This is a genomic window from Mesorhizobium sp. AA22 (assembly GCF_001672375.2).
GTDB lineage: Bacteria > Pseudomonadota > Alphaproteobacteria > Rhizobiales > Rhizobiaceae > Mesorhizobium > Mesorhizobium wenxiniae.
In genome coordinates this window covers 2022551-2039660 of sequence record NZ_CP048406.1, presented here as the reverse complement: position 1 = coordinate 2039660, position 17110 = coordinate 2022551, and the positions used below count along the sequence as shown (strand labels likewise).

General features: G+C 62.2%; 15 protein-coding genes. 2 read left to right on the top strand and 13 right to left on the bottom strand.

Going from position 1 to position 17110, the window contains the following annotated elements:
- The first annotated feature begins 7 nt into the window (after nt 1-7).
- Nucleotides 8-259, top strand: a complete 252-nt coding sequence (locus tag A9K68_RS10100; protein WP_246811407.1) for a Dabb family protein — start codon at nt 8-10, stop codon at nt 257-259.
- Between the two features lies 1 nt (nt 260).
- On the opposite strand, the gene A9K68_RS10095 is transcribed toward A9K68_RS10100, so the two are convergent.
- From A9K68_RS10095 to A9K68_RS10040, 12 genes are all read right to left on the bottom strand, one after another.
- Entirely contained in the window at nt 261-1106 is an 846-nt protein-coding gene (locus A9K68_RS10095; RefSeq protein ID WP_065007614.1) for an EamA family transporter, read from the bottom strand.
- Nucleotides 1107-1113: 7 nt separating this feature from the next.
- Nucleotides 1114-2028 (bottom strand): endonuclease/exonuclease/phosphatase family protein, encoded by a 915-nt coding sequence (locus A9K68_RS10090; RefSeq protein ID WP_065007615.1) that lies wholly within the window; start codon nt 2026-2028, stop codon nt 1114-1116.
- A gap of 96 nt (nt 2029-2124) precedes the next feature.
- The gene (locus tag A9K68_RS10085) at nt 2125-3675 is read right to left on the bottom strand and encodes a sodium:proton antiporter (RefSeq protein ID WP_065007616.1); all 1551 of its coding nucleotides are present in this window, start codon (nt 3673-3675) and stop codon (nt 2125-2127) included.
- Between the two features lie 190 nt (nt 3676-3865).
- Nucleotides 3866-4930 carry an ABC transporter ATP-binding protein gene (locus tag A9K68_RS10080; RefSeq protein WP_065007617.1) on the bottom strand — a complete coding sequence of 355 codons (1065 nt, stop codon included), beginning with the start codon at nt 4928-4930 and terminating at the stop codon, nt 3866-3868.
- A gap of 29 nt (nt 4931-4959) precedes the next feature.
- Nucleotides 4960-5754, bottom strand: a complete 795-nt coding sequence (locus A9K68_RS10075) for an ABC transporter permease (protein ID WP_065007618.1) — start codon at nt 5752-5754, stop codon at nt 4960-4962.
- Entirely contained in the window at nt 5751-6659 is a 909-nt protein-coding gene (locus A9K68_RS10070; protein ID WP_065007619.1) for an ABC transporter permease subunit, read from the bottom strand. Before A9K68_RS10070 ends, A9K68_RS10075 begins: the two co-directional genes overlap by 4 nt.
- Before the next feature lie 58 nt (nt 6660-6717).
- A complete protein-coding gene (locus A9K68_RS10065; protein WP_065007620.1) occupies nt 6718-7824 on the bottom strand; it encodes an ABC transporter substrate-binding protein in 1107 nt (368 codons plus the stop codon).
- 244 nt (nt 7825-8068) lie between these two features.
- Nucleotides 8069-9241 (bottom strand): iron-containing alcohol dehydrogenase, encoded by a 1173-nt coding sequence (locus A9K68_RS10060; protein ID WP_065007621.1) that lies wholly within the window; start codon nt 9239-9241, stop codon nt 8069-8071.
- A 17-nt stretch (nt 9242-9258) separates the two neighbouring features.
- Nucleotides 9259-10647 (bottom strand): aldehyde dehydrogenase family protein, encoded by a 1389-nt coding sequence (locus tag A9K68_RS10055; RefSeq protein WP_065007622.1) that lies wholly within the window; start codon nt 10645-10647, stop codon nt 9259-9261.
- 87 nt (nt 10648-10734) lie between these two features.
- The gene (locus A9K68_RS10050; protein ID WP_065007623.1) at nt 10735-12105 is read right to left on the bottom strand and encodes a glutamine synthetase family protein; all 1371 of its coding nucleotides are present in this window, start codon (nt 12103-12105) and stop codon (nt 10735-10737) included.
- Nucleotides 12106-12199: 94 nt separating this feature from the next.
- A complete protein-coding gene (locus A9K68_RS10045) occupies nt 12200-13714 on the bottom strand; it encodes an amino acid permease (protein ID WP_065007624.1) in 1515 nt (504 codons plus the stop codon).
- Nucleotides 13715-13735: 21 nt separating this feature from the next.
- Nucleotides 13736-14557, bottom strand: coding sequence for an N-formylglutamate amidohydrolase (locus A9K68_RS10040; protein WP_065007625.1), 822 nt, complete (start codon nt 14555-14557; stop codon nt 13736-13738).
- A gap of 153 nt (nt 14558-14710) precedes the next feature.
- On the opposite strand from A9K68_RS10040, the gene A9K68_RS10035 reads away from it, so the two are divergent.
- The gene (locus A9K68_RS10035; RefSeq protein WP_065007656.1) at nt 14711-15538 is read left to right on the top strand and encodes a MurR/RpiR family transcriptional regulator; all 828 of its coding nucleotides are present in this window, start codon (nt 14711-14713) and stop codon (nt 15536-15538) included.
- A gap of 353 nt (nt 15539-15891) precedes the next feature.
- Here A9K68_RS10035 and pobA read toward each other — a convergent pair whose 3' ends face one another.
- Nucleotides 15892-17067 (bottom strand): 4-hydroxybenzoate 3-monooxygenase, encoded by a 1176-nt coding sequence (pobA, locus tag A9K68_RS10030; protein WP_065007626.1) that lies wholly within the window; start codon nt 17065-17067, stop codon nt 15892-15894.
- Nucleotides 17068-17110: the final 43 nt, after the last annotated feature.

The window sequence follows — 17110 nt, the reverse complement described above, 5'->3', positions numbered from 1 at the left end:
AGCGGCAATCCATGCCGCTCTCGAAGCATTGCGAAGGCTGATCGACGGCATGGGCAAGCTCGAATTCAGCGCCAACACCAGCCCGGAACCGTTCGCGCGCGGCTTCACGCACGGCTTCACCATCGACTTCCGCGATGCCGCAGCACGCGACGCCTATCTGATGCATGAGGCTCACAGCCGAGCCGGCGCCCGGCTGGTCGCGGCGCTTGAAGGCGGCACGGATGGACTGATGGTGTTCGATTTGGATATAAGCGCTTAGCTTACCCGAGCCTCAGCGCGACCACCCCGGCAACAATGCTGAGCACGGCGGCACCGCGCCATCCCGTCATCTTCTCGCCGAGCGCAAACACCGAAATCATCATGGCGAACAGGATCGAGGTTTCGCGCAGCGCCGCGACCGAGGCGATCGGCGCCTTGGTCATCGCCCACATCACGATCCAGTAGGCGGCGCCGCTGAGCACGCCGGTGTACACGCCCGCCTTCCAGTCGCGCGCCAGCACCGGCAGCGCCTTTGGTCCGCGAAAGATCAGGCACAGCACCAGCGCCCATGCCGCATCACAGACGAACAGCCATGCCGCATAGCTCGATGCAGTTGCGGCCAGCCGCGCGCCGCTGCCGTCTGAAAGCGTATAGCCGGCGATGAAGATCGATGTACCCAGCGCAAAGCCGACGGCACGCGCGTTCAGCCTTTCCAGATGCGCGCCGCCGCGAAACGACAGCACCAGCGTCCCGGCCGACAAAAGAACGATCCCGACGATGGCCAGCGGTGTCGGAACTTCAGCGACAACCACCATGCCGCCAAGCGCAGCCAGCAGCGGTGCCGTGCCGCGCGCCAGCGGATAGGTCTGGGCGAAATCGCCGGCCTTGTAGGCGCCGATCAGAAACGTCCTGTAGCCCATATGGAAGATCACCGAGGCGATGATGTACGGCCACACTTCCGCCCTCGGCACCTCGACGAAGGGCAGTGCCAGAAGCGCCACGGCGCCCATGCCGAGCGTCATCAGCGTGATCGACAGGAAGCGGTCGAGATGGACCTTGACCAGCGCGTTCCAGATCGCGTGCATGGCGGCGGCGGCAAGCACCGCGAGGAAGACGGACAAGGTCATCGGCGGCTCATCCGCCTCCGGTCCCGGTCGCGAACGGTGTTTCCAGGTCGATGTCGACCCGCAGCGGAAAGTGGTCGGAGGCGATTTCGTCGATATCGGCACTGACCGAGCGCACGCGGCCCGCCAACATCCCGCCGACGAAGCAATGGTCGAGCCGGCGCTTTGCCAGCCTGCCGTCGATGGTCTTCACATGGGTATGGAAATCCGCCGTCGGTTCGCTGGCGACAGCGGCGGCATCGACAAAACCGTCGAGATAGGCAGCACCGCGATGGTACGGCGTGCTGCCGACTATGCGCCGGCACTCGGCGCTGCCCGGCTCCATGTTGAAATCGCCCATCCAGATCGCCGCCAGCGGGTTTTCCGGCTCCGGCTCGCCATTGCTCCAATTGCGCTCGGGTTCGTCATCGGCGCCGCTCCACGGGCCGCCGTCGGACGGTGCACGGCGATGCTCGGCGAGCAGGTAATCGATCTGCTCCAGCCGCTCTTCGACGGCGATATGCGCGAGATGGAGCGACAGCACCCGCACCGGACCGGCAGGGGTGCGGATCATGCATTCAAGCGCCGCGTTGCGGGTGTTGAGGGGACACACCGTGCGGCGCAGCGGCAACGTGTGCAGGCGCGACCAGACGATCGGCAGCTTGGACAGGATCATGGTGCCGAATTGCCGCCGCCGGTTGACGATGCGACCGTCATGTCGCTCGCTGGCGTCCATGTCGATGGCCGGCCCATAAACCCAATGGTATTCCGGCAGTAGCCGGGAAAGGATTTCCGGCTGGTCATCTTCGTTGCTGCGCAGCCAGTGCCGTTCCACTTCCTGCAACGCGATGATGTCTGCGCCAGCGACAACCTCGGCGGAGCGCGCGAGATCGTAGCGGCCGTCGCTGCCGAAACCGTACTGGATGTTGTAGCTGACCAGCTTCATTGCTTAACCGGCTCATTTCGTGATGGCAGTAGCGGGTTGGCGGATTGGTTGCAATGTGCAGCCGGATGGAGAGAGCTTGGGCCAGACAGCGCGCAGCTAAGTCGTCAGCGGCTGGAATCGTCCCGGCGGAGAGGCGGCCAATTCCGACCAGTCGATTTCCTCCTCCAGGCGATGATACGCTTCATCGCCGATCGTGCCGTCGATACGCAGCTGTTCCAGCGCGTCACGCTGGCTCTTTATCGCATAGAGACGCAATCTGTCGTACTCGGTCGCTGCCTGGGCGTCGTCAGGATTTTCGGCGATCACGCGCTGCGCGGCAAATTGCTCGCGGACCATAGCCGCGGCATTCGATGTCTTGCCGCTCAACACGTCCAGCGCTGCCTGCATGATGGCGACGCGCGCCTGCGCGACTTCGCGGTCGACAATTTCGTCCGGATCGAGACGAAGCAAGCGCAGCAGCGGCTTCAGGCTGATGCCTTGCAGCACCAATGTGCCGAGAACGACCGAGAAGGCGGCGAGCACGATCGGGTCGCGGCCGGGAAAGTCGGCCGGCAAGGCAAACGCTGCCGCAAGGGTGACCAGTCCACGCATGCCGCACCAGCCGATCAGCACGCCGCCGCGGAACGACGGGGCTTCCGCCTGCCGATCCGCGTCACCGAAGCTGGCAAGCCACCTCATGATCGCGCCGCATCCCAGCACCCAGACGAGACGCGAGACGATGACAACAGCCAGCACGGCTGCGGCGAAGACGAACGCTTCGACCTGCCCCTGCTCGGCAAGCCTTCCGACGATCAACCGTGCCTGAAGTCCCATCAGGACGAAGGCCAGAACATTCAGCACGAAGACAGCAGTCTCCCAGACCGAGTAGGAACTGACGCGATTCCTGGCCGGCATGCGGCGCGGCGCGGTGCGCGCGATGGTCATGGCGTAGACCACGATCGTTATGATGGCGGAGAGCCCGATCCTGTCGGCCAGGATCCAGACGCCGAACGTTCCGGCAAATTGCACCACCGTGCCACTTGCCGGATCTCTGATGCGGCTGAGGGTGACGAGGGACAACCGGCCGAGCACGTAACCAGCGGCAAGGCTGCCAACCGTCGACAGCAGGATCATCGGAACCGCGCTGCTCAGCAGGATGGAGCCGGCAGCTGAGGAAACCGCCATGCGGTAGATCAGGAGCGCGGTGGCGTCGTTGAGCAGGCTTTCCCCTTGCAGGATCGCGGTGACGCGGTGCGGCACCTTGAACTGCCCAAGCACGGCCGACGCTGCGACGGCATCGGGCGGCGCCACGATCGCGCCGAGGGCGATTGCCGCGGCGATCGGCAAGCCTGCCATTGTCCATCCGACAAGCGCCACGGCAGCAGTGGTGAAAACGACGGCGCCAAGCGCCAGCAAGGCAAGTGGCAGTCTGTAGCGATTGAGATCGCGCAGCGACGTGTCGTAGGCAGCATCGAGAAGCACCGGCGCGATGAACAGAGCGAGCGCTAGTTCGGGATCGATCTCGATGGTCGGTGCAAACGGCAGGAAGGCGATGCCCGCGCCTGCCAACGCCAGCAAGGAGGGATAAGGAACCTGGAGACGCCGCGACAACGCCGTCAGCGCGACGGCGATCAGCAGGAGAACAAGGGTCAGCTCGAAAAGCGCCATGCCTCATCGTAGCGGTGAAGCCGGGCGATTGGCACTGCAAAAAAGGCGACGGCTTCGGGTGCTGGTGAATGGTGAATGGTGAATGGTGAATGGTGAATGGTGAATGGTCGCTTGCAGAGAAATTTCGGCGCGTAAAGTGACTTCTTGTTGTTCACTATTCACCATTCACTATTCATCATTCACTCTTCCCCTAATGCAGCACCAGCATGTCGCCCGACGAGAAGGAAATCTCGGCCTTTTCGCCGACGGCGGGCGGCGGGGTGGCCGGGCTGTTGAACGTGTCGAGCGACACCGTGCTGCCGCCGATGCCGACGCGAACCCGGATGACCGAGCCGAGGAAATGCACTTCGGTGATCTCGCCCGAAAGGCTGGCGTCACGGCCGGGATGGCGGCCGAGCGAAATCGCCTCGGGCCGCAGTGCCAGCGACAGCGTGTCGCCGGACTTGGAGCCGTTGAGCTTTCCCTGCAGCGAGATCTCTTGCGCGTTGACGCGCACCTTGCCCGACGCCGCGTCGGTGACGGTGCCTTCGATCACGTTCAGCGTGCCGACGAAATTGGCGACGAACTTGGTCGCCGGCCGGTTGTAGATCTCGAACGGCGTGCCGACCTGCTCGGCCTTGCCGCCATACATGACGGCGATGCGGTCGGAAATCGACAGCGCCTCTTCCTGGTCGTGTGTGACGAAGACGGTGGTGATGCCGAGCTTCTTCTGGATCGAGCGGATTTCCTCGCGCAGCGACACGCGCACCTTGGCGTCGAGCGCCGACAGCGGTTCGTCGAGCAGCAGGAGCTTCGGCTTCGGCGCGATGGCCCGCGCCAGCGCGATACGCTGCTGCTGGCCGCCGGAGAGCTGATAGGGATAGCGGTCGCCCATCTGCGGCAGCTTGATGAGGTCGAGCATCTCGGCAACGCGCCTGTCGGCATCGGCCTTTGGCATGCCCGCAACCTTCAGCCCGAAGCCGATGTTCTGCGCCACCGTCAGGTTCGGAAACAGCGCATAGGCTTGGAACACCATGCCGACATTGCGCTGGTTGGGCTTGAGCCGGGTGATGTCCTTGCCGGCCACCACGATCTTGCCGGCGCTCGGTTCCTCGAAGCCGGCGACCATGCGCAGCACCGTCGTCTTGCCGCAGCCCGATGGTCCGAGGAAGGAGACGAATTCGCCCGGCTCGACGTCGAGATTGAAGTCCTGGACGACGGTGGTGGCGCCGAAGGCTTTTCGCACCTGCTGGATGGAGAGGAATGGCTCGGCCATGGCTTTTTCTTTCGATCAGTACTTTTCGATCAGTTTGGCCGGTTCGCCGATCGCGGCGCAAAACGCGACAGGATCTGGATCAGCGACATGCAGCCCCAGGTGATGGCGAACGAAATGAGCGCCAGTGCCGACGGCTCATAGGCACTGTTGGCGCCGATGTTCTGCAGATAGGGGCCGAAGGCTGGGCGATTCAACAGCGAGGCCATGGTGAACTCGCCGATGACGATGGCGAAACTCAGGAACGCGCCGGATAAGACAGCGATCAGTACGTTCGGCAGGATGATGCGAGCGATGATGGTGGTCCAGCCGGCGCCGAGGATTTGTGCGGCTTCGGTGAGCGTTCTGACGTCGATGGTCCTGAGACCGGTATCGACCGCCCGGTACATATAGGGCAGCGCCAGCACTGCATAGCCGATGACCAGCAGAGCATCGGTGCCGCGCGCTGTCGCCAGAAAAGGCAGCGTTGAATTCGAACCGAACATTCTGATGTAGCCGAAGACGATGACGATAGCGGGAATAACCAGGGGCAGCAGCGTGATGAACTCTACGACCGGCCGCAGATTCGGTAGCCGCAGCCGTATCCAGTAAGCCGTCGGGACAACGAGCAGTACGCCCAGAAGGATGGTGAAGACCGCCACAACGACGGAATAGGTAAATGTCGTCTGGAAATTCGGATCTCCGAAGACTGAGCGGTAGGCGTCAAAGGAATATTCCCCTCGCCGCTTACGCAACGAGAATTCAAAGGTCGCCAAAAGCGGCAGGACAAAATAAGTGGTTCCCACGCCAAAAACGAGCCAAGCCCAAAAGCGGCTGCCTTGCTTCATTTCAGCCACCGTTCGGCTCTCCGTTGAAACAAGATATAGAAGAGGTTGGCCAGGCCGGTGATGACGATCATGCCGAATGCAAGCGCATAGCCTAGATTCGGATTGTACAGCACGTCGCCGCGAATCTGCGCGAACAGCTGGATGGGCACGATGTTGAGTGACGGCCCCGTCAGTGCATAGGCCGTTGCGACCGCCCCGAAGGCATTGGCAAAGAGGAGGACCGTCGTACCGAGAAAGCTCGGCCATAACACCGGGATGACCACCATGCGCCAATACTGCCAATTGGTTGCCCCGAGCGTCGCGGCAGCTTCGCCCCATTCCTTCTTCAACCCATCGACCGCCGGCGTGATGATGACGATCATCAATGGGATCTGGAAATAGAGATAGGTGAGAATCAGGCCCCAAAACGAAAAGATACTGAAGCCGAGCGAATAGATGTTGATGCCGAAAACGTCACGCAACAGGATCGTCGCCACTCCGAGCCGACCTAGCGTTGCAATGAACGAGAATGCCAGCGGTACGCCCGCGAAATTCGAGGCGACGCCCGAGAAGGTCAAGGTCGCCGAGCGTAACCACGGCGGCAAGCCTCCGCGAACCACTGCCACCGCCATGGCCAGGCCGATCAACGCGCCAAGGACCGCAGAAACAAAGCTGATCTGAATGGATACCCAATAGGCCGCGGCGAGCTTGGGTTGCGACAACGCTATGATGTTGTCGAACGTATAGTCGCCGGCTGCATTTTTGAACGCGCCCGCGATCAGCCCTACAGTGGGCAGGATCAGAAAGACCAGCGCGAAAACGAAGAACGGCGTTACGCCTAACCAATGCAGTGGCAGCCGAAGGCGGCTGATCTCCGGCGCGCCAGGACTGACGCGGGCTGTCTGGGAGATTGTGGACTCTGCCATGGAATTCCCGAAGTCTGGCATAGGGCGCCGGCCGGCGAACCGGCCGGCGCCCTATGAATTACTTCACGACGGCGCCAACGATGGCATCCCAGTTCGTGCTGATTTCCTTCTTGGCGGCGTTCTGTTCCTCCAAGGTTGGGAATATCGCTTTTTCGTAGTTCTCGGCAGCCGGCAGCTTGTCCAGCATCTCCTTCGGGATCACGCCCTTCTTGGCGAGATCATTGAAGCGGATCGGGTGGCAGTAGCCCTTCAGCCAGCCGAGCTGGCCTTCGTCCGAGTAGAGATACTCCATCCACAGCTTGGCGGCGTTCGGATGCGGCGCATAGGCGCTGATCGCCTGTACGTAGACGCCTGCGACCACTGCTCCCTTTGGCACGACGATTTCGATTTCCGGATTGCCGGCCATCTTGTCGCGCATGGCGAGCAGGTTGTAGTCCCAGTTCATCACGATCGGCGTCGTGCCCTGGGCGACAGCTGCCGCTTCACCGTCGACCGGCACGAAGTTGCCGGCATCGTTGAGCTGCTTGAAGAACTGCAGACCCTTGGCGGCTGCGTCCTGGCCGCCGGTACCGCCAGCCGCGAGGCCCGAGGCGTAGACCGACATGACGGCGTTGTTCGAGGTGCGCGGGTCACCGGCGAGCGCCACCGAGTTGGCGTATTCCGGCTTCTGCAGGTCAGCCCAGTCCTGTGGTGCGTTCTGCACGACGGCCTTGTTCACGCCGAAGGCGAGCACGCCGTAGTAGTCGCCGTACCAGTAGCCATCGGCATCCTTGGCGCTGTCAGGGATCGTATCCCAGGTCGACACCTTGTAGGGCTGGATCAGGCCGTCTGCCTTGGCGGACGGGCCAAAAGACAGGCCGACGTCGATGACATCAGGCGCCTGCGGGCCCTTATTGTCCTTGTTGGCCTTGATCGCCTCGATCTCATCGCCGGAGCCGGCATCGGGATTGAGCTCGTTGATGGTGATTTCCGGATACTTCGCCTTGAAGCCGGCGATGACGTCGCCATAGCCGCACCAGCTGTGCGGCAGCGCGATGGTGGTGAGCTGGCCTTCCGCCTTGGCGGCGGCGACCAGTTCATCCATGGACTGCGCCGACGAGATGGCAGAGGTCGCCATCAGGGCGACGGCCGTAAGGGAAAGCACTTTTCCCGTGAATTTGAACATGTGTTCTCTCCGTTGAACTGACGCCGTTGGACGCCTGCGATGCGGTATCGTTTTCGTGTGACAGCCCGATGAAAGCTTTGTGAAAGCGATGCCCTGCAGTACGAAAAAGTAAACTCTTTTTAACCGGCTGTAGCAATCGCTCTGCGATTATTTTTCCGGCTAACGAACTTCTGTCTTAACTTCCATTTTTTCCCCTTTCTTTGCCCTCAATTTCCCAGATCAACTTTCGGCGCGAAAAACCGTCTCAGACGGTGCCGGCAATGGCATTGTCGAGCAGCGTCAGCGCCGCCTTCCTGGTCAGCTTGACCGGGTTCCCGCCGGCGGTCGGATCGACCACCGCCATGTCGGCGATCAGGCCCTTGCGCTTCTTGTCCATGTCAAGCCCCTTGATCAGGCCCGGCAGCGCGTGCGGCACCTTCAATTCCTTGCGAAGCTTGATGACGGCCTTGGCGAAGCCTTCGAAGCCGCCCTTGATGCCGCAATAAGCCGCGAGCCGGGCGATGCGCACCTCGATGGCGTCGCGGTTGAAGGCCAGCACATAAGGCATGAACACGGCGTTCGTCATGCCGTGATGGGTGTCGTAGAGCGCGCCGATCGGATGCGACAGCGAGTGGATCGCGCCCAACCCCTTCTGGAAAGCGGCGGCGCCCATGGCGGCCGCACTCATCATGTGGGCGCGGGCGACAAGATCCTTACCGTTGGCATAGGCCTTCGGCAGGTTCTCCAAGACGAGCCGCACGCCTTCGACAGCGATGCCGTCGGCCATCGGATGATAGCCCGGCGCGCAATAGGCCTCGAGGCAGTGAGCAAGCGCGTCCATGCCTGTGCCGGCTGTGATAAAGCCCGGCATGCCGACCGACAATTCCGGATCGGCGATGACGATGGCCGGCAAAAGTTTCGGATGGAAGATGACCTTCTTGGTGTGGGTCGCTTCATTGGTGATGACTCCGGCGCGGCCGACCTCCGAGCCGGTGCCGGCGGTGGTCGGCACGGCGATGATCGGTGCGATCGCATCGGAGTTGGCGCGCGTCCACCAGTCGCCGATATCTTCGAAATCCCAGACCGGCCGCGCCTGGCCGGCCTGGAAGGCGATCAGCTTGCCGAGGTCGAGCGCCGAACCGCCGCCGAAGGCGATGACGCCGTCATGCTTGCCCTTCTGGAACACGGCAATGCCGGCGGTCAGGTTGGAGTCGACCGGGTTCGGCTTGACCTCGGAAAACACGCCATAGGGTACCTTGGCGTCGTCGAGGATCTTCAGCGTCGAGGCGACCACCGGCAGCTTGGCTAGCCCCGGATCGGTAACGAAGAGCGGCCGCTTGATGCCCGTGGCATCAAGCACATCAGGCAATTCCTTGATGCGTCCCGCGCCGAAGCGCACGGTTGTCGGATAATTCCATTTGGAAATGAGTTTTGACATTTTTATCTTTCAGAAATTCAGATGGCTTCACGCAAGTGATATGATTTCGGCCTCGTCAGATTGTCGTAGCCGATGGCCGACAGGGCGGCGCCCTTGCCGGTGTCCTTGACACCGGTCCAGACCAGCGCCGGATCGAGATAGTCGCAGCGGTTCATGAACACGGTGCCGGTCTCGACACGGTCGCCGATCGCCACTGCATGCTCAATATCGCGCGTCCAGATCGAGGCTGTCAGCCCATAGGGGCTGTCGTTCATCAGCGCGATCGCCTCTTCGTCGTTGCGCACCTTCATGATGCCGACGATCGGCCCAAAACTTTCCTCGCGCATGACACTCATCTGATGATCGACCTCGGTCAGCACCTCTGGCGCCAGATAGGGCGAGCCTTGCTCGTCATTGGGAACCTTCATGTTGATGTGGGCCTTGGCGCCCTTGCGCAGCGCCTCGGCCTTCTGCTCGCGGATCAGGTCGGCGAAGCGCGCCTGTGCCATCGGCCCCATCGTCGTCGCCTGGTCGAGTGGGTTGCCAACGACGTAGTTCTTGGTTTCGGCGATAAAGCCTTCGATGAATTCATCATAGACGTTCTCATGGACATAGACGCGCTCGATGCCGCAGCAGCACTGGCCGGAATTGTAGAAGGCCCCGTCGACCAGGTTGGCGACGGCATGATCCATCTTGGCGTCGGCCAGGACATAGGCCGGGTCCTTGCCGCCGAGTTCGAGGCCGAGCGTCATGAAGGTGCCTGCCGCGGCCTTTTCGATGGCGCGGCCACCGCCAACCGAGCCGGTGAAATTGACATGGTCGATCTTGCCCGTGCCGAGCAGTTTTTCGGTCTGCACATGGTTCATGATGAGGTTCTGGAACAGACCCTTGGGCAGGCCCGCTTTGTCGAACGCCTGTTGAAAACGTTCGCCGACCAGCAGCGTCTGCGCCGCATGCTTAAGGATGACGGCACTGCCGGCCATCAGCGCCGGCACGATGGTGTTGACGGCGGTGAGATAGGGATAGTTCCACGGCGCAATCACCATGACCACGCCGAGCGGCACCTTGTTCACATAGCGGCGAAACCCGTCCTTCGGATTGGAGGCGAGGACCGGCTTGAGTGCCGCTTCGGCGATCTCGACCATGTAGCTGGTACGTTCCCTGACGCCGCCGAACTCGCCACCATAGCGCACCGGACGACCCATCTGCCAGGCGATCTCCGGCACAATCTCGTCGGTCATGGCGACCAACGCTTCCAACATGGCAAGCATGTATTTGCCGCGCTCGACGATCGGTGTCTCAGCCCATTTCTCCTGCGCCGCCTTGGCACGCTCGACCGCCGCATTGATCGCCTGGTCCGTGGCCACAGGCCGCTCGGCATAGATCGAACCATCAACGGGAGATTTTATCTTGACCGTTTCGGTCATTCCTTTGGGTCCTCACGGTTAGATGACAATCTCGGTTTGGCCGCCCGTCCGTCCGGCACCAAAGGCCGAAGGCAGCACTGGCGTAGTTTAGTACCGCTCGAACCCCCTGTGCAGTTCCCAATCGGTAATGCGGCGGTCGTATTCGAACTGCTCCCAGTGTGCCGTATGGACATAATGCTCGAGCACGCCGTCGCCGAGCGCCTGCTTCAGCATCTCCGATTTCGCCAGCGTCTCGGTGGCATCACGCAGGGTCTTCGGAATTTCCGGCAGCTGCGAGGCTTGATAGGCATCGCCGACGAAGGGTTTTTGCAGTTCAAGCTTTTCGTCGATGCCGGCAAGGCCGGCCGCGATCAGCGCGGCGAAGGCGAGATAGGGGTTCAGATCGGCACCGCCGATGCGGCATTCCATGCGGATGCCCTTGGTGCCCTCGCCGCACAGGCGGAAACCGGCGGTGCGGTTGTCCTGGCTCCACATGATCTTGGTCGGCGCGAAAGTGCCGGCCTGGAAGCGCTTGTAGGAGTTGATGTAGGGCGCCAGGAACCAGGTGAATTCCTTGGCGTATTTGAGCTGGCCCGCCGCCCATTGCTGGCCGAGCGTAGACAGCGTCCATTCGGCATTCTTGTCATAAAAAAGCGGCGTCTTGCCGTCGGCGCTCCACAGCGAATTGTGGATGTGGCTGGAATTGCCGGCCAGCCCGTAATTGTACTTGGCCATGAACGAAATCGCCTTGCCTTCAGACTCGGCGATCTCCTTGGCGCCGTTCTTCAGGATGACGTGGCGGTCGGCCATGTCGAGCGCCTCGGCATAGCGGACGTTGATTTCTTCCTGGCCCGGACCCCACTCGCCCTTGGAGTTCTCGATCGGTATGCCGGCCGCTTCCATCTCGTTGCGCAGCCGGCGCATGACGCCTTCTTCCTTGGTGGTGATGCCGATCTGGTAGTCGCCGATATAGGGCGAGGCTGTGTCGAGGCCTTGCCAGTGCTTCTTACGAGCCGAATCGTAGGTTTCGCTGAACAGATAGAATTCGAGCTCGGAGGCGAAATAGCCGATATAGCCGCGCTCGCTCAGCCGTTTGACCTGCTTCTTCAGGATGGCGCGCGGCGAATGCGGCAGGTCATCATGGGTGTGGTGGTCAAGCACGTCGCAGATCACAAGCGCCGTCTTTTCCAGCCATGGAATGCGCCGCAGCGTCGACAAATCGGGCTTCATGACGAAGTCGCCGTAACCCTTCGACCAGCTCGCCGCCTTGTAGCCGGGCACCGGCTCCATATCGATGTCGGCGGCCAAGAGATAATTGCAGCCATGCGTCTCATCATGGGCGGAATCGACGAAATACTGGGCCAGGAACCGCTTTCCCGCCAGCCGCCCCTGCATGTCGACGATGCAGGCCAGCACCGTGTCGACCTCACCGCTTGAGACCGCCTTCTTCAACTGATCGAAAGAAAAATTTCCGGCCATTCTTGCAAGCTCCGCCGCCTTTGTGGCGCTTCGAGAGTTCAAATCTGGATCCGGCCGCGAGAAGCGGCCGGGTGTTTTTCGGGTTCGAGGAAGGTCAGGCTTTCTGCGCGTGCTCCAGCGCGAACTCTTCTTCCGGCGACAGGATCAGCTTGTGACGGCCGACCAGCCCGAAATAGACGATCGCGATGGCGAACCACAGCGCCACCCACACCACGCCCTTGGTGAAGTTCGCGTCCTGAATCTGGTAGAGCAGGGTGACCACGCCGATGACGATCGTCAGCACGGCGCCCGGGACGCCGAGCGGGCTGCGATAAGGACGCTCCATGTTCGGCTGGTTCTGACGCAGCAAGATGAAGGACACCGCCTGCAGGATGTAGGAGAACATCGCCCCGAACACCGCCATGTTCAGCAACACCGAGCCGATGAGCGAACCGGCCGTATCGCCGCCAAGCGCGAACCACATGATCAGCATGATGCCGAAGCCGACGATGGCGCCCGCAAACATCGCCACATAGGGAGTCTTGTAGGATTTGTGGGTCACCGACAGCGCCGACGGGAAATAGCCCGCGCGGCTCAGCGAATAGACCTGGCGGCCCATGGCGAAGATGATGGTGTGGAAGCTTGCGATCAACCCAATCAGCGCGATGAGGCCAAGCAGCACTGCGCCCGAGTCGCCATAAATCGCCCGGAACCCGTCAAGCAAAGGCTCGCCGGAAGTGGCGAGTTTGAAGGAACCGACTCCGACGACCGACGGGTTGAGCAGCACGATCATGAAGGCCGAGACGATCAGCGTCAGCATGCCGGCGATAATGCCGCGCGGCATATCGCGCTTGGGGTCGACCGACTCTTCGGCCGCCAGCGGAAGCTGCTCGATCGCCAGGAACAGCCACACCGCGAAGGGCAGCGTCGCCAGCACGCCCGAGAAGCCGAACGGGAACATCGAGCCATTGCCTTCGGGAAGCTCCATCGCCGCTCCGTCCGGGCCGACACCGATGTTCAGCGCCCAGCGCGAAAAGTCCATGCTCGGAATGGCGCTGATCCAGAATACGATCAGCACGGCGAGCGACAGCAGCGTCACGACCAGGGTGACGCGGAAGGACAGCGCGACGCCGAAAATATTCAGCGCCAGGAACACGGCATAGGTCACCAGCCACCAAAGTGGTGGCCAGACGCTGGAGTCGGGAAAGGCGACCGACCAGATGCCTCCCATGTAGGAGCCAATGAAGAAGGCGATGACGGCGGGCGTCACAACATACTCGACGTTTTCGCAAAGTCCGGTGATGAAGCCGCCCCATGGCCCCATCGCCGTCCGGGCGAAGGAGTATGCAGCGCCGGTGTGCGGCAAAGCCGGGCTCATCTCGGCGATCGAGAAGACGAGGCCGATATACATGATGGCGATGATGATGCCGGCCACCAGCATGCCGCCCCAGCCGCCCGTCCCGAATCCGAAATTCCAGCCCGAAAAATGTCCCGATATGACGGCACCCACGCCGAGCGCCCACAGATGCCAGACATTGGCGTGACGCACCAGTTGCCGGTCCTCGAAATAAGATTTGTCGCGCTTCGCGTATGCGACGCTGCCGACTTGCTTCGTATTACCGCCTGCCATTTGAAAGTCCCCTTCTTCTTGTCAGTTGACCGGTTCCACCGGATGGCCGAGCCCGCGCCGGCCAGATCCCTGGGATCCGGATGACGGCTCGAGATCGGACAAAATCCCCGTGAGCAGATCCGCCCATTTTCGCTGCCCGGCTTCGTCGGATATTTCGTCGTTGCGGATTTCGATCATCGCGCAGGGCAGCCCCCGCGGACGCGCGTGCCGTTCCAGCGTGAAATAGACGCGGTCGGCCGGCGAATAGGGTTCGTTGATGCCGACCGTGACGCCGGCGAGCCGCTGCAGCGCGGCGACAAGCGGCGCTGCCAGCCGGCGATCCTCGTCATGGATGATGCCGATGTGCCAGGGCCGGCTCATACCTTTGTAGACCGGGGTGAAGGAATGGATTGAAACCAGCCGCGTCTCGAACCCGCGCGCCAGCCTTTTGTCGATGATACTCGCGACCGCATCATGGAAGGGTTGCCAGGACAGAGCGATGCGCGCGGTTCGCTGCTTTTCCGACAGGCCGGTATTGCCCGGAATGGCCGTGGTCTCGCTGACCGGCGGCACCAGGTCGGGCGCGTCCAGTGGCCGGTTGCAGTCAATGACAAGGCGCGAAATGCCGGTCTCGACCAGCGTCGCGTCAAGCGCCGCGGCCATGCGTCGGGCCACCGGCAGCGCGCCGGGATCCCAGGCGATGTGGCGGGAAAGCTCTTCGGCAGCAAGGCCGAGCGTTCCGAATTCCGGCGGCAGGAAATTGGAGGCGTGGTCGCAGGTCAGCACGAAAGGGCTCGATCCGCCGGGGTTCGTCACCCTCACGGTCTCAGGCGATGCAAGGCTGGCGGGCCGTGCTGTCTCCATTATCCTGTCGTCCCCGGGGAGCGCTGTATTGTATGTTACGTATTTTGCCTCATTGCGTCCCTGTGGATGATTTCATACAGTTTGCCGGGCTTTGTCAAACGCGATTTCGGGTCAAATGCGATTTCGGCAAAACGGCCGGGGCTTGGGGAAAAGATGATTTCGAGCATTGCCGAACTGATCTCGGACCGCATCGGCGCGATGCCGGCGGGCGAGCGCCGCGCAGCGCAGACGCTGATCGCCAGCTATCCGCTGATCGGCCTGAAGACGGTCGCCGAATTCTCGGCTGCCGCTGGTGTCTCCTCGCCGACCATCCTGCGTTTCGTCGCCCGGCTCGGCTTCCAGAACTACCCGGAATTCCAGTCGGCGCTGCAGGACGAACTGGCGGCGCAACTGCAGTCGCCGGCGTCACGCACGCTCAACCCGCCATCGCCGAACGGCGGCGCGGTGTCGCCAATGCTGGAGGCGACGCTCGACAACATGCGCGAGACGTTCAGGCACCTGTCCGACAAGCAGCTTGCCGACATCGTCGCAAAACTTGCCGACCGCCGCGGCAAAACCTTCCTGATCGGCGGCCGCTTCACCGATCCGCTGGCGCGCTACATGGCCGCCCACCTTGCCATCGTCCAGCCCAATGTCTTTCACCTCGCCGGGCAGGAAAGCGTCTGGCGCGACCGGCTAATCGACATGGGCAAGCGCGACGTGCTGGTGATCTTCGACATCAGGCGCTACCAGGACAGCCTCGTCCGTTTCGCCGAGACGGCGCACCAGCGCGGCGTGCAGATCGTGCTGTTCACCGACCAGTGGCTGTCGCCGATCGCCCGCTTCGCCCGCCATGTCATCGCCGGGCGCACCGCCGTGCCCTCGGCCTGGGACTCTTCGGCGGCCCTTTTCGTCGTTGCCGAAACGCTGATTGGCGCCGTCACCCGGCAGCTCGAGGCCGACAGCGCCAAACGCATCCGCGAGTTGGAAAGCCTGCGGTAGGAACGCGGCCTGACTCGACCGCAGCAAAACGTACTTTTCGAGTAGTTTTTTCAACTACTTTCAGAATCACTTTTCGAGACATCCGCATTTGACGCATCATTTTTTCATAAGTTAGAGCCATTTTTCAGGGATTTTGGTGAACTGTACCCAAAAAATTCGAATGCGAGGCCCGGTTTTTCATGGCTGTTCCGCAGGTGCATCAATTTTCAGGACTGCGGCCGGTCAGCCCGCCTATTCGTCCCCACCGGTCCATGTCCGGTCTGCAAGGTATTCACCGTAGGGCAACTTGATGAGAATCAAATTGGCCGCGCCAAGCCGCAAATCTGGCGAAAGCGACGGTGGGCGATCTGCGCTCAGCTCGCCGCGAACGCTCCGGTATAGCTTTCCGCGAAAGCGCTAGCTGCCCCCCTCGACAGCCTTAGATTGTCGAGTTCCGCCTTCTGGATGCGGCGGCCGAACGCATCCGTTTCCGGCAGCCGGTGCAGGATCGAGGTCATCCACCAGGAAAACCGTTCGGCGTTCCACACCCGTTCGAGGGCGCGGGCGGAATAGGCATCGATGCCCGCCTGCGAGCGCTCCTCATAGAATTCGATCAGCGCGTCGGCGAGCAAGCCGACATCATGCGCCGCCAGGTTGAGCCCCTTGGCGCCGGTCGGCGGCACGATATGGGCGGCGTCGCCGGCAAGGAACAGGCGACCGAAGCGCATCGGCTCGGCCACGAAGGAGCGCAACGGTGCGATGGATTTCTCGATCGAGGCTCCTGTCTGCAGCCGCCCGGCGGTTTCGGCGTCCAGCCTGTTCCTGAGTTCGTCCCAGAAGCGCTCGTCCGACCACGCCTCCACATGCTCGTCAGTGGACACCTGTACGTAATAGCGGCTGCGCGTCGGCGAACGCATGGAACACAGCGCGAAGCCGCGCTCGTGGTTGGCATAGATCAGCTCGTCCGAAACCGGCGGCTTCTCAACCAGCACGCCCAGCCAGCCGAAGGGATAGACGCGCTCGAAGGTCGAGAGCGCCTTGTCTGGCACGCTGGCGCGGGAGACGCCATGGAAGCCGTCGCAGCCGGCGATGAAGTCGCAGGCTATCTCGTGGCCAACGCCGCCCTTTTCGTAGCGTACGGAAGGCGACGCGCTATCAAAACCGTGCAGCGTGACATTCTCCGCCTCATAGACGGTCGTCGCGTGCGAGGCGGCGCGGGCATCCATCAGATCGTGCGTCACCTCAGTCTGGCCATATACGGTGACGGTCTTCCCGACCAGCGCTAAGAAATCCAGACGCTGCCGGTGGCCGTCGAAACTCAGTTCGACGCCGTTATGCACCAAGCCCTCGCGGTGCAGGCGTTCCGCGACGCCGGAACGCTCCAGCAGTTCGACCGTGCCCCGTTCAAGCACGCCGGCGCGGATGCGGCCGAGCACATAGTCGGGGCTGCGGCGTTCCAGGATGACGTTGTCGATGCCATGCGTGTCCAGAAGCCGGCCGAGCAGTAGACCGGCGGGGCCGGCTCCGACGATGACGACCTTCGTGCGCATGACAATTCCTCCCGCCGGCCTTGTGCGTCGGCGCTCTGAACGC

Bases quoted from the DNA above. Each gene is read 5' to 3' on its own strand.
- A9K68_RS10095 (WP_065007614.1), bottom strand. From the start codon at position 1,106: ATGACCTTGTCCGTCTTCCTCGCGGTGCTTGCCGCCGCCGCCATGCAC.
- A9K68_RS10090 (WP_065007615.1), bottom strand. From the start codon at position 2,028: ATGAAGCTGGTCAGCTACAACATCCAGTACGGTTTCGGCAGCGACGGC.
- A9K68_RS10085 (WP_065007616.1), bottom strand. From the start codon at position 3,675: ATGGCGCTTTTCGAGCTGACCCTTGTTCTCCTGCTGATCGCCGTCGCG.
- A9K68_RS10080 (WP_065007617.1), bottom strand. From the start codon at position 4,930: ATGGCCGAGCCATTCCTCTCCATCCAGCAGGTGCGAAAAGCCTTCGGC.
- A9K68_RS10075 (WP_065007618.1), bottom strand. From the start codon at position 5,754: ATGAAGCAAGGCAGCCGCTTTTGGGCTTGGCTCGTTTTTGGCGTGGGA.
- A9K68_RS10070 (WP_065007619.1), bottom strand. From the start codon at position 6,659: ATGGCAGAGTCCACAATCTCCCAGACAGCCCGCGTCAGTCCTGGCGCG.
- A9K68_RS10065 (WP_065007620.1), bottom strand. From the start codon at position 7,824: ATGTTCAAATTCACGGGAAAAGTGCTTTCCCTTACGGCCGTCGCCCTG.
- A9K68_RS10060 (WP_065007621.1), bottom strand. From the start codon at position 9,241: ATGTCAAAACTCATTTCCAAATGGAATTATCCGACAACCGTGCGCTTC.
- A9K68_RS10055 (WP_065007622.1), bottom strand. From the start codon at position 10,647: ATGACCGAAACGGTCAAGATAAAATCTCCCGTTGATGGTTCGATCTAT.
- A9K68_RS10050 (WP_065007623.1), bottom strand. From the start codon at position 12,105: ATGGCCGGAAATTTTTCTTTCGATCAGTTGAAGAAGGCGGTCTCAAGC.
- A9K68_RS10045 (WP_065007624.1), bottom strand. From the start codon at position 13,714: ATGGCAGGCGGTAATACGAAGCAAGTCGGCAGCGTCGCATACGCGAAG.
- A9K68_RS10040 (WP_065007625.1), bottom strand. From the start codon at position 14,557: ATGGAGACAGCACGGCCCGCCAGCCTTGCATCGCCTGAGACCGTGAGG.
- A9K68_RS10035 (WP_065007656.1), top strand. From the start codon at position 14,711: ATGATTTCGAGCATTGCCGAACTGATCTCGGACCGCATCGGCGCGATG.
- pobA (WP_065007626.1), bottom strand. From the start codon at position 17,067: ATGCGCACGAAGGTCGTCATCGTCGGAGCCGGCCCCGCCGGTCTACTG.